General features: G+C 52.1%; 9 protein-coding genes, 1 tRNA gene, 1 pseudogene and 1 riboswitch. Of the genes and pseudogenes, 4 read left to right on the forward strand and 7 right to left on the reverse strand.

The window, feature by feature from the left end; all coding sequences use genetic code 11:
* Positions 1-4: 4 nt before the first annotated feature.
* The 5 genes from KP014_RS05320 to KP014_RS05340 form a co-directional block, all read right to left on the reverse strand.
* Positions 5-763, reverse strand: a complete 759-nt coding sequence (locus KP014_RS05320) for an alpha/beta fold hydrolase (RefSeq protein ID WP_036587748.1) — start codon at positions 761-763, stop codon at positions 5-7.
* Positions 764-950: 187 nt separating this feature from the next.
* The gene (locus KP014_RS05325) at positions 951-1,982 is read right to left on the reverse strand and encodes a ribonucleotide-diphosphate reductase subunit beta (protein ID WP_036587750.1); all 1,032 of its coding nucleotides are present in this window, start codon (positions 1,980-1,982) and stop codon (positions 951-953) included.
* 255 nt (positions 1,983-2,237) lie between these two features.
* Positions 2,238-4,571: a ribonucleoside-diphosphate reductase subunit alpha gene (locus tag KP014_RS05330; RefSeq protein WP_036587752.1), complete on the reverse strand. Its 2,334-nt coding sequence runs from the start codon at positions 4,569-4,571 to the stop codon at positions 2,238-2,240.
* A 495-nt stretch (positions 4,572-5,066) separates the two neighbouring features.
* A complete protein-coding gene (gene nrdG, locus KP014_RS05335) occupies positions 5,067-5,582 on the reverse strand; it encodes an anaerobic ribonucleoside-triphosphate reductase activating protein (RefSeq protein ID WP_090834263.1) in 516 nt (171 codons plus the stop codon).
* Complete coding sequence (locus KP014_RS05340) at positions 5,579-7,564, reverse strand: anaerobic ribonucleoside triphosphate reductase (protein ID WP_036602788.1); 1,986 nt, start codon at positions 7,562-7,564, stop codon at positions 5,579-5,581. The genes nrdG and KP014_RS05340 overlap by 4 nt, the downstream gene beginning before the upstream one ends.
* Positions 7,565-7,765: 201 nt before the next feature.
* A riboswitch (cobalamin riboswitch) is annotated at positions 7,766-7,998 on the reverse strand.
* Between the two features lie 326 nt (positions 7,999-8,324).
* Here KP014_RS05340 and KP014_RS05345 point away from each other — a divergent pair.
* On the forward strand, positions 8,325-8,633 hold the full coding sequence (locus KP014_RS05345) for an MTH1187 family thiamine-binding protein (RefSeq protein WP_025692724.1): 309 nt from the start codon (positions 8,325-8,327) through the stop codon (positions 8,631-8,633).
* A gap of 397 nt (positions 8,634-9,030) precedes the next feature.
* Positions 9,031-9,102: transfer RNA gene (locus KP014_RS05350), tRNA-Thr, on the forward strand.
* Positions 9,103-9,576: 474 nt separating this feature from the next.
* Here the strand turns inward: KP014_RS05350 and KP014_RS05355 are convergent.
* Positions 9,577-9,912, reverse strand: a complete 336-nt coding sequence (locus tag KP014_RS05355) for a site-specific integrase (RefSeq protein WP_036602796.1) — start codon at positions 9,910-9,912, stop codon at positions 9,577-9,579.
* A gap of 547 nt (positions 9,913-10,459) precedes the next feature.
* On the opposite strand from KP014_RS05355, the gene KP014_RS28625 reads away from it, so the two are divergent.
* Together KP014_RS28625 and KP014_RS05360 are read left to right on the forward strand one after the other, a co-directional pair.
* Positions 10,460-10,918 carry a helix-turn-helix domain-containing protein gene (locus KP014_RS28625; protein ID WP_246590527.1) on the forward strand — a complete coding sequence of 153 codons (459 nt, stop codon included), beginning with the start codon at positions 10,460-10,462 and terminating at the stop codon, positions 10,916-10,918.
* Entirely contained in the window at positions 10,858-11,556 is a 699-nt protein-coding gene (locus KP014_RS05360) for an IS630 family transposase (protein WP_246590731.1), read from the forward strand. The genes KP014_RS28625 and KP014_RS05360 overlap by 61 nt, the downstream gene beginning before the upstream one ends.
* 65 nt (positions 11,557-11,621) lie before the next feature.
* On the opposite strand, the pseudogene KP014_RS05365 reads toward KP014_RS05360, so the two are convergent.
* Positions 11,622-12,384, reverse strand: a pseudogene (locus tag KP014_RS05365) (IS5 family transposase).
* Positions 12,385-12,440: the final 56 nt, after the last annotated feature.

Consider the following 12,440-nt stretch of genomic DNA (forward strand, 5'->3'; position numbering starts at 1 on the left):
AAAATTATTGTTCAAACAACGTAGTATGAACCCAATATTTAATTAATTTATTGAAAAAATCCGGATTGGCTAAAGATACCCCATGACCCACATGGGGTATTATTAGACCTTTACAATTTGAGTTACTCTTGAGAATATCAGCTAACGATTTTTTCATTATACGTTTTTCCTGTTCTCCTACTGTCACTAATATTTTTCCTCTGGCGTTCTTGAAATTGTCAGGTATTCTGAATGACATGTTTTCCTCCATTATGTTAACGAGTGTATCTTTACTCATCAGAAGACTTTCTTGGAAATAGGTTTCAAAGTACTCCTTCTCTAAGTACATCGATTCGGCTTGTATTTTGGAGAATGTTCTATTTTTTATGAGCGGCAGTAACAGTTTTATTAATGCGATCCATAATTTTTCCAAAGGAAAGGGTCTTACTAATGCACTGTTAATAACCGAGCAATCAAATAAATCGGGTTTAATACTAAGCATTGCTATTAATATTTGCGCACCTAACGAGAATCCAATCGCAATGACCTTTTTGCCCATGGCCTTGCTCTCAATAAGTTCAATTAGCATTTCGGCACAGGATTGAATGGTAAATTTGCCGTAGATAACACTCTTTCCCTGTCCAGGCAAATCGGGGACCAGACAATGATAGTCAGTAAAATATTGAATTTGCTTATCCCACATCCAACTACTCACTCCACCGCCATGTATGAAAATCATCAAAGGAGCGCTGGGATTTCCGTATTCTTTATAATGCAGCATCAGAGTCCCACCTCTCTATATAGCAACATAGCAACATTTTACCGCTATATTATAAATTATGGAATTTATTTCATCATACTAACTTCCTTCTTTACCTCTACGTCAAAGGTTTGACTTCCTTGAGTGGAATAGAAAAAATCCCCTCCGGTTTTCTGCCGTGAGGGGATTATGCGTTAGAGTTCTTTTTTCTTTACAAATCGTCAAATCCGTTATCGTCGCCCACCTTGCCGTAGTTGCGGGACTTAGCTTCAAAGAAGTCGGTCTTCGTCGCGTTCAGCGCCTCATCGGAGAAAGGCTTGATCCACGGCATGCAGTTCACATCAACACCCGGGTACGCTTTGTCCAGCCCCATTAGGGTGAGGCGTTTGTTGGCGATATATTTGATGTAGTCACTCAGCTCTTCAAGGTCGATGCCGCGAACCACTTGCAGCGTATAATGCGCCCAGTTCGTCTCAAGCGCAACGGCCCGGTCGATTGTCCGGTACACATAGTCCATATTTTCCTTGGTGTTCAGCTCCGGGAAATCCTCAAGCAACTGCTTGAACACTTCGGCGAAGAAGTAGCAGTGCTGGTTCTCGTCGCGCTGGATGTAGGAGATCATCTGGCTGGTCGCCATCATTTTCTGGTCGCGGGCCAGGTTGTAGAAGAAGGCGAACGTGCTGTAGAAGAAAATACCCTCCAGAATCAAATCGGCCACAAGCGCGTGGAAAAAGCTCTGTCTCGACGGGTTATCGCGGAACTCCTGGTAAATCTCCGAAATGAACTGGTTGCGTTCCAGCAGAACGGGATCATGCTTCCAGTATTCGAAAATCTCCTTCTGCTCACGCTCGGAAACGATCGAGGAGAGGACGTAGGAATACGACTGGTTATGCACGACCTCCTGCTGCCCGATAATCGCCGAAATAGCCTCCAAGGAAGAGTCGGTAAAATACCGCTTCACGTCGCCGACGAACATCGTCTGCATCGAATCAAGCACGGCGAGCAGGGAGATGTTGATCTTGAACACGCGCTGCTCTTCCGCATCCAGCAACGGGAACTGCTGAGCATCCTTGGACATTGGGATTTCGTCCGCGATCCAGTGGTTCAGCAGCAGCACCTTGTACAGCTTGTACATGTGCGGCATGCGGATGTCGTTCCAGTTCAGAATGCCGGAGCATTCGCCTTCGATAATGCGAGTGGATTGGTTGGGGGCTTCGGTGTTGAATATTTTTTGCAGCTGCATGGCTGGTCACTCCTTTATTACCCTTATCTTCTGCGAAGCTGAAAATAGCCGCTCGCAGAGTGGTCTAGATGCTCGGCACCGGGCACCGGAGGGGAAGCTTGAAGCTGGAGAAGCGTCAGCGGTCGCCTTTATCCTCAGATTTCAACCGCTAAGCGGTTAAATGAAGAAATCAGAGGATAACAGCGATCGGAAGCTCAAGCATTCCCTGTAGGTGCGAAGCTGTGTCGAGTTTTGCTTGAACGGTGAGCTAAATTTTCAGCTTGCGCAGGACTCGCATTCCTCGATGGTCAGCGCGCGGCTGCGCACATAATAGGTCGATTTGAGTCCGCCCTTCCAGGCGTTCAGGTGCAGATCCAGGAACTCGGTCGCCTTGATGTCCGGGCGCACGTACAGGTTGAAGCTTTGGCCCTGATCGACATGGCGCTGGCGGGCCGAAGCCATGCGGATCGACCAGTTCTGATCGATCAGGAACGCCGTCTTGTAGTACCAGATCGTCTTCTCGGACAGGTCGGGAGCCGGGTTGGCGATTTTGTACGTCGTCTTCTCCTCGTAAGAGAGCAGGTCGTAGAGCGGGTCGATGCTGGCCGTCGAACCGGCGATGATCGACGTCGACCCGTTCGGCGCAATCGCGAACATCCAAGCGTTGCGGACGCCGTCCCTTGCGACCTCTTCCTTCAGAGCGCGCCACTGCTCGGCCGTGACGAATTTACCTTCGCGCTCGCCGCTGGTGTAGCCGCGCAGTTCGAAGTACGCGCCGCTCTCCCAGTCGGAGCCTGCAAACTTCGGATAGCGGCCCTTCTCGCGGGCCAGCTCCATGCTGGAGCGGACAAGCAGGTAGTTGATATGCTCGTACAGATGATCGTTGTACTCCACGGCTTCCTCGGACTCCCAGCGGATGCCTTCCAGCGCAAGCAGGTGATGCAGGCCGAAGGTGCCCAGGCCGACGGCGCGGTACTGGCTGTTCGTATACTGGGCCTGGAGCACTTCGATATTGTTAATGTCGATGACGTTGTCCAGCATACGGACCTGAATCGGAATAAGGCGCTCCAGAACCCCGGCCGGAACCGCGCGGGCGAGATGGATCGAGTTCAGGTTGCAGACGACAAAGTCGCCGGGGATTTTGGAGATGACAATCCGGGTCTGGCCGTCCTTTGTCACAAGCTCCTCCTGCTCGACTACAGTCGCGGATTGATTTTGCATAATTTCCGTACAGAGATTGGAGGAGAACACCATGCCCTTGTGGCGGTTCGGATTGGAGCGGTTGACCGTGTCGCGATAGAACATATACGGCGTTCCGGTCTCCAGCTGTGATTTCATGATCCGCTTCATAATGTCGATGGCCGGAACGGTGATGCGGGTCAGCTCCGGATGAGCGGACGCTTCGGCATATTTCTCGCGGAAGGCTCCTTGCCCGAACTCCTCGTCATAGAAGTCTTCCAGGCCAAGGGCGCGGCCGTTCCCGTCCTTCCAGCCCATGACCTTCTTCACTTCATGCGGGCAGAACAGATTCCACTGCCCCCGCGCTTCCACGGCTTCCATGAAGAGGTCGGGTAGGCAGACGCCGTGGAAGACGTCATGGGCGCGCATGCGCTCGTCGCCGTTGTTCAGCTTGAGGTCCAGGAAGGCGAGAATGTCCTTATGGAACACGTCGAGATAGACCGCGATCGCGCCTTTACGGGTGCCGAGCTGGTCGACGCTGACGGCGGTGTTGTTCAGCTGGCGAATCCAGGGGATGACGCCGGAGCTTGTGTTCTTGTGGCCGCGGATGTCGGAGCCGCGGGCGCGCACTTTACCAAGGTATACGCCGATACCGCCGCCCATTTTGCTTAAGCGGGCCACATCCGTGTTGGAATCGAAGATGCCTTCCAGCGAATCATCGACGGTGTCGATGAAGCAGCTGGACAGCTGGCCTGCGACTTTTTTGCCCGCATTGGACATGGTCGGGGTGGCGGCGGTCATATAAATGTTGCTCATCGCCCAGTAGGCTTCCTTCGCGAGCTCCAGGCGCTTCTCTGCGGGCTCCTGATGCATCAGATACATGGCGATAATCATGTAGCGCTCCTGCGGAAGTTCCATCACGCGCCCGTCGAAGTCACGGGCCAGATAGCGGTCCGACAGCGTGAGCAGCCCGATGTAATCGAACAGCAGGTCGCGCGAAGAGTCGATGCAGGCTCCCAGCTCTTCGATCTGCTCTTTCGTGTAGGCGGTTAGCAGTTCCTCGCGGTACACGCCTTTTTTGACGAGACCTTCAATTAGCGGATACAGCGCGCCGTACGGCTCGTCCGGATATGCTTTGTAGCGGCGGTTGACTGCCGCTTTTTTATAGAGGGAAGTCAGCAGGGAGCGGGCAGCAGCAAATTTCCAGTCCGGTTCTTCCTTGGTCACCAGCTCCAGCGCGCTCATCGTAAAAGCACTGCTGATCTCCTCGCCGCTGACCTCGTCGCGCCGCAGCTTGGCATTCACGCCGCGCAGCAGCGTTTCCTTATTCAGATTGTCCAGTCCTCTTAAGACTCGGTCGGCATAAACGGAGAGTCGTATTTCATCAAAAGCAAGCTGGCGGTTGTCGGGCTTCACTACGAGTTGGGGCATTCGGATCGCTTCCTTTCATGGTGTAAAATTTTTATGGGATGAAGATTACAGGGCATGAATGAATAAGGGACATAAGTAAGCAGGAATGAGGCCTTCCTACGGATAGCCACAGCGTGTACATTTAATTTTCAATATCAAAAATTGATATATTTAAGCGCATGGTTAGGCCCGGTCCGGGCCTATAAACCGGAATTTCTCCCGTTTATAAGCCCTTGAACGAGCGTGGTATTGAGTTGAACGGGAAATCCTCCCTCATAATTTGCCGTTTGCGCCCAAATGGAGAGAAAACGGGCAAATAAGCTGGAGAATTTCCGTCTAATAACTTTAAGTCATCTATATGATAAAAATAGACGGGAGAAATTCCCGCATATCTCACTATAGAAAGGTCTATACAGGGCTCCGGCTCAATTTGTGCCTCGGCCCATTCGCTTGCCCTGGTTCAACTTCGCGACTAACCCGCCGGGAGTCTCGCATGGCCGCTTCCGAAGCCCCGCCTTACAGCAAAGCCGGCTGCCACAGCACGACCTCCGCGCCGGCAAGGCTGGCCTGAACGTCGATAATCCGCTGATTGGAGCTGCCCCGGAACCGAAGGGTGGTATCCTTTAGGGGTTCCACGAAGCGTCCGTCAATCAGCACCTGGCAGAGCGACAGCAGCTTCCATTCCGGCGATTCCGGCATGGCCGTGAGCTCTTCATAAGTGTAGCCGGTGTAGATCCACACCGGGAACTCCGGCAGCGCCGCGCGCACCTCGCGGATAAATTCCGCGGCTTCCTCCGCCGAGAAAAAAGGGTCGCCCCCCGCCAGCGTCAGACCTTCCAGCAGCGGATTGGTCGCCATTTCGCTGATGATCTGCCGTCTTCGCTCCGGCGTGAAGGACTCGCCGTAACCGAAATTCCAGGTTTCGGGATTGAAGCAGCCCGGGCAGCGGTGGCGGCACCCGCTGATGAAGACGACGGCGCGCAGGCCTTCGCCCTCGTTAATCGACTCCCGGTAGTATCCGCAAATATTCATAGATGCTTGACCCGGTCCCTAACCTCGGCCTGCTTGGCCGCATTGAAGCGGGTCTGATAGTCTCCGGTCAGGTAGCCGGTAACCCGGCGCAGGCGGCGGATGTGAACCTCCTGCTCATGAGCGCCGCAGGAAGGGCAGTTCGTGCCGATTACACCTTCGTATCCGCAGTCAGAGCAGCGGTCGACAGGGTGGTTAATGCTGAAATAGCTGATATTTTGCTCCAGGGCGTAACGGATGATTTTGACAAAAGCCGCCGGATTGCTGCGCGCATTGCCGTCCAGCTCGACATAGGAGATCGCGCCGGCGTTGCAGTAATCGTGAAACGGCGCTTCCAGCTTGATCTTGTTCGCCGCCCCCGTCTGGTAATAGACCGGAACATGGAACGAGTTCGTATAATACTCGCGGTCGGTAACGCCTTCTATAGCGCCGAATTCCTTGCTGTCGATCTTGGTGAACTTGCCGGACAGGCCTTCCGCCGGAGTGGCGAACAAGGTAATGTTCAGGTCAAGCTCTTCGCTCTTGCGGTCGCAGAACTCGCGCATATGCCGCACGAGGGCAAGCGCCTTGCCATACACTTCCGTGTCTTCGGCGTGATGCTTGCCGTACATCGCCTTCATGCATTCAGCCATCCCGATGAAGCCGAGCGACAGGCTGCCGTGCTTCAGCAGTTCCCTCACCTGTTCTTCCGGTCCAAGGGTCTCTCCGCCTTCCCATACGCCCTCGCGCATCATGAAGTCGGATGCTTTGGCTTTTTGCGCTCCCTGGATACGGAAACGGTGAAGCAGGCCGTTCAGGGCAATCTCCATATAATGATCGAGATCATCATAGAAACCTTCCTCGTCCGCTGCTTGACGCAGTCCGGTTATCGTTCCGTTTTGGATGCCGAGCCGGACGAGATTCAGCGTATTGAACGACAGATTGCCTTTGCCGGAGCAGTGATTGCGTCCGAAGCGGTCTCCCAGCACCCGGGTGCGGCAGCCCATTGTCGCGAACTCGGTATCCGGGTCCGCCGGATTGTAATACACCAGGTTCAGCGGAGCGTCCAGATTCGCAAAATTCGGATACAGCCGCCGCGCCGAGCATTCCGCCGCTTTTAGGAACAGCTCGTAGTTGGGATCGCCCGGCTGCTGGTTCACACCCTTTTTACACTTGAAAATCTGAATCGGGAACACCGGCGTCTCGCCACTTCCCAGTCCTTTCATCGTTGCCGTCAGCAGGCAGTCGATCACAAGCTGTCCTTCGGGTGAAGTGCAGGTGCCGTAATTGATGCTCGTGAACGGAATTTGCCCGCCCGCTCTGGAGGACATCGTGTTGAGATTATGTATGAGGCTCTCGGCTGCCTGAAGCGTCTCGCTCTCTGTTTCCTTCGTCGCGTAGCGGAAAGCTCTGGGGTACCGTTCTTTCAGATCGGTTCGGCTCATTGTAATTTCCCCGAGATCTTCCCCGGCTTGTCCTTCTTCGAAATAATCAAGGCCCTTGCGGAACAGCTTGGCGAAAGACTTGGCCACATATGGGGCGAGATCATGATCGAGCTTGCTTCCTGACACGCCGCCGTACTGTGAATTTTGCTGGGATTGAAAAATAATCGCCGTAAGCGCCATGGCCGTCATAATGGAGTTCGGAGGGCGGACGCTGCCGTTTCCGGTGTTGAAGCCCTGCCGGAGCAGCTTGTCGAACGGGATGAAAATGCAGTTCGTCGTTCCGATGGCATATTGGTCCAGATCATGCACATATACGACATTATCCTTAATGGCTTTTACGAGCTGAGGCGGCATGGTGAAGCTGCGGGCATACCATTTGGAATACTCGCTGCCGAATTTGCTCATCTTGCCGGAGAAGCTTTCCCCGTTCAGATTGGCGTTCTCCCTCAGCAGATCCATATCTAGGCTGTCGATAATATCGCGTCCTAAACCGATAACTTCCTCCAACAGAATTTCGTTCGTGCTTTGCCCGTCGGCTTGCCGTTTCTCCAGCAGCGTCATTGTGCAGTTCTCCTCTCCGTTACATCCCAGGCCTGAATTTGAACAATCTTGCATCTTTATAATTTAAAAAGGCATCTCCCGCATGAAGAACGCAGGAAATGCCCGTATGCGAGTGCTAGTGGGCATTCCAAAAATGCCCGCCATGAATTGCAAGCTGCATGCGGTCACCGCTCCTGTTCCTCGCAGGGGCTTTGAGTTTAATGGTGTCGCTGGAAACAGGCAGGTCTCCTGGCTTCCGTCTGTTCTTCCGGCGCCTTCCCAAGAGCCGCTTCCCGCGCTCCAAGTGGCCTTAGGCCGGAAGATGCCGCCCGTGTCCTCATCTGAGGGCAGAGCATCCGGTTACAGTGGCGGGACCGCAGCGGATTCGCACCGCGCTTCCCTATTAAGCTGGGCTTCCTGTCAGAGAGCCCGGCACCTGATTTCACTATATTTTGTTGTTGCTTATTTAAGATAACCCAATATATTGTATCTGTAAACATATTTTTTGAGGTTTTGATATCCACAGAACATCCACAAACGGTCCACAGGTAATCCACAAATTCATCCACAAATTCAATAACAGAGGGCGCGGGTGAGAGGGCCGGAATGCATTTGGTTCTCCGATTTGCCGTAAATTTGTTAACAAGAATTCTGTCCCGGGCCTGCCGTCCGGATCAAAAGGAAGAAAGCGATTTGTAGCCCGGCGTCCCAGTTGCTACAATATAGGAAAGCTGTATATTGACGTTTCCAAAAGTGCAGCATGGAAAGGGAGGGTATTCAAATGGCTATTGCCGAAATTACCGTTATACCGATCGGAACCGGCAGCACCAGTCTCAGCAGTTATGTCGCAGGCATGCATCGCGCGCTGGAAGGTGTGGAGGGCATAACCTTTGAGCTTACATCCATGGGTACGATTATCGAAGGGCCGCTGCCGCGCATTCTGGCCGCTGCCCAGGTCCTGCATGAAGCACCGTTCGCCAATGGCGCCCAGCGCGTGTCCACCTCGCTCAAAATCGACGACCGCCGCGACAAGGCAGCTAGCAGCCGGCAGAAGCTGGAGTCAGTGGAGCGCAAGCTGAACGAGGAGTAGGGGGAGGCAGGCTGGCGTTGGACGCATGATTGCTGCCCTGCGGCGGCGGTTCCGCCGGGGCGGCAGGGCGTCGATGCTGCGAGGATAGTTTGTCGCTCGAGGGCGATGGCAATTCGTCAAGCGAGGCTGCTGGGCGAGACGCGGCAGCGGTCCGGGAGGCCAAGCAGCCGGGCTACGGCGGGGCAGAAGAGCAGCGGTTATGGGCGCCGCTGCGGTAAGCGGTCCCGCCCCGAGTGGCAGGTGCGGACGGCGAAATGCCTTCCTGGTTTCAGCGGGAAGGCATTTCTTCCGCACGCTCAAAAGTGTGGATGCCAAAGCTGGAGGGGGCGAAAAAAGAGTTGCTTTTTTCACCAAACGAGGTATAATAGTTTCTGTTGTGACGGAAAATTCATATTATGCTGGTGTAGCTCAGGGGTAGAGCAACGCACTCGTAATGCGTAGGCCGGGGGTTCAATTCCCTTCACCAGCATCCTAAAAAGCCTTATACAGCGCGGGTTTCCGGATTTATCGGAACCGCGCTTTTTCATTTCTTCTACCATTCTTCTACCCTTTATTCGAGTAAAGTGATTTCAGGCGTATTTTCTTCTACCGGAAGAATTACTTTCTCTCCTGTAATGGAGCCGCCGATGCTTTTCAGTACGGCTTTCTGAAGGTTGGGGAGAACATGTGAATAGATATCGAGGGTGACATTGATTGAGGAGTGTCCGAGACGTTCTTGGACGATTTTCGGATGTACGCCGGCCTTCAGTAGAATCGTTCGTGAGTATGTCGCAGGTCTTGGAACCGAATCTTGGGAAACAGCGTATAAGATAGTCCGGCTTCCTCCTGCTCTTTTTGGATACGACGGATAATCCGGTAGTAGTCCGCATTAAGTTCCGAGGATTTAGAGGGGAGCCGATGCTGCTTTGGATAACCAACCCAGAATCTTTGAACTGCTTGTCGGTTATAATTTTTTGTTCGATTCGTTCAAAAAGACGGGTAAGCATTTCAACCGTACTCTCGAATAAGGCGATCGATCGAACACTACTCTCGCTTTTGGTATCGTCAAAATCATGTCCGACTTCTGCCAGCGTATAGGCTTGCCGAACTGAGAGCATTGCTTTTTTAAATCAACTGAAGTACGCTCGACCGCCAATATCTCGCTTTGACGCATACCGGTCGAAGCCGCCAATTCAAATGCCTCGTAATATGGTTCTTCAGCGGCTGAATCCAGAAATAGCTTCAGCTGTCTTTCGTCCCAGACTTCGAATTTTGCCTTTTTCCCTTGGGGTAGCTTCACGGCGATGCGACATGTGCGTTAAGATTGCAGATGCGTATTATATACGCGGAGAATTTGAGTTCCGGCAACTCTTGGTAAATAATTATGGGCCTTTTCACTTCGTTGTATATGTATTAGAATATAATTGTTAATCGGCCAAGATACCCTCCGGTAAAAAAAGGGAATGAAGATGGTATCTATGAAAAAAGACCATTTGAAATTAATAACGCGAATTATGTGGTGGATTTGGCTAATGTCAACAACAACTTTAATAATCGCCATATTCTTTATAATTAAGCTTTTAGAACTTACTTGAACAGTTAGATTCTTAAATTCGAACTGAGCGCGGGAAATTAACAAAAAATCATACTTGGAGTCTTGGCCGGTTCCCGTACTTTAGGGACCGGCCAAGACCCTATAAAAGTAAAAATAGTTATTTTACGTTCTTCTTTTTACGAATTAACGTTCGTGAATTTATTAAAATAACTTCATCAGGCACTAGTACCTTGACCGTTTTTGATTCTAGTTTTAAGCTTATCCTATAAGAAAAATATGGGAGGGCTTGCAGATGAACAAAAAATACGAGGTTCGACTCGAACCGAAGGAACGCGAATGGATTGAACAACTTCTTCATGCTGATTCTACATCCCCTGGCATTCGCCGCCGCTGTCTAGTACTCCTACTTTCGGACGAAAACCAAGGGGCCATCCCCAAGCAGGCTGAAATTGCCCAGCGCTCAGGGGTCAGCGATGTTACCGTCTATTACACGGTAAAAGACTATTGCACCCGCGGGCTGGACGAGACGCTGCGTTATCGTCGGCGCGCCGAACCGGCACGTCCCTCGCCTATCACCGGCGAGGTGGAAACCCAGATTATCGCGCTGGCCTGTTCCGAGCCTCCAAAGGGGTATGCTCGCTGGACGATTCGTCTGTTGACCCGTCGGGTGATCGAACTGAATATTTTGGAATCCGTAGGACGAGAAACCATTCGGACGACTTTAAAAAAACAAGGCTTAAGCCTCACTTAAAAAAACAGTGGTGCATCCCCGCCAAATCCAGCAGCGAATTTGTGGCTCGTATGGAAGATATTCTGGAGACCTATGCCCTTGCGTACGACCCGGAAATTCCGCTGATCTGCATGGATGAGCAGCCCGTGCAATTGCTGGATCATTCGCGGCCTCCACAGACGATGAAACCCGGACAAGTTCAGCGAGAAGATTATGAGTATGTTCGTAAGGGAAGTTGCAGCCTCTTTCTATTCACGGAGCCGTTGGCCGGGTGGCGTCACGTGCAGGCTTCGGAAAGACGCACCAAATCCGACTGGGCTCTGCAGATCCAGGAACTGCTGGAAGTCCATTATCCAGAGGCGAAACGGGTTCGACTGGTGATGGACAACTTGAATACTCACACGATTTCGTCCTTGTATGAAACCTTTGCGCCTGGACGCGCCTTAGCCTTGGCGAAACGTTTGGAAATCCATTACACTCCGAAGCATGGCAGTTGGCTGAATATCGCTGAGATTGAACTCAGTGCACTGACGATTCAATGCCTGAACCGCCGAATCGCCTCCATTGATGGAATTGCAGGGCGAGGTGTCGGCTTGGGAAAGCGAACGCAATGGGGCTCAGAAATCCGTGGTTTGGCAATTTACTACCGAGCAGGCTAGAGGTAAATTAAAGCATCTTATCCTCAAATTTGATGCGGTCGAGGTACTAGAGCGTGTTTTCAAACCTATTTTAGCCAAATCAGGATCGAAGCAAGGTTCAAAAAGCCTCAAACGTGCAGGCTAATTTATCATAGCGGGTAGCCAAACGCCGATACTGCTTGAGCTTATTAAACAGACATTCGACCAGATGACGCTCTTTAAACAGCCACCAATCCGTTTCCCGCTGAACTTTGCGATGCTTGCGGCTGGGCAGGACGATCTTCGCCTGCTGTTCCTCCAGATACTTCAGGATTTTATCGGTGTCGTACCCACGGTCCGCCATGACCTGCTTGCCGGTGACATTGATCGATTGCAGCATCTCGTATCCAGTTACGCAGTCGTTCACGTTGCCTGCTGTCAGCTCATACTGCAAAGGGTTTCCCAAAGCATCCACAATCGCATGAATCTTAGTGGTTATGCCTCCTCGGGAGCGCCCGATCGCCTGGAATTGCTGCCCCCTTTTGCTCCCGCTCCGTGCTGATGAACACGGACAATGGAGGCATCGATCATCATGCTTTCGCTATCTGGGTCTGCCGTCAGTTCTTTCAAAATACGATCAAACAGTCCCGTCTTTTCCCAGCGGCGAAAGCGGGTGTATACACTATTCCAAGATCCATAATGTTCCGGCAAATCTCGCCAAGGCGCTCCTGAGCGGGCCACCCACAGCATGGCATTCAGCATCATTCGATTGTCCTTGGCTGGACGACCGCCTTGGGGTTTTCGTTCCGGCGGCAAGAACTCTTTTATTCGATCCCATTGATCGTCTCGGATTTCGTATCGTCTTCTCATATGAGAATTTTACCATGTTTTGGACTCATTCAGTAGTTTGAAAACACGCCCTAGGC

The organism is Paenibacillus sophorae (assembly GCF_018966525.1).
Classification (GTDB): Bacteria; Bacillota; Bacilli; order Paenibacillales; family Paenibacillaceae; genus Paenibacillus_AQ; species Paenibacillus_AQ sophorae.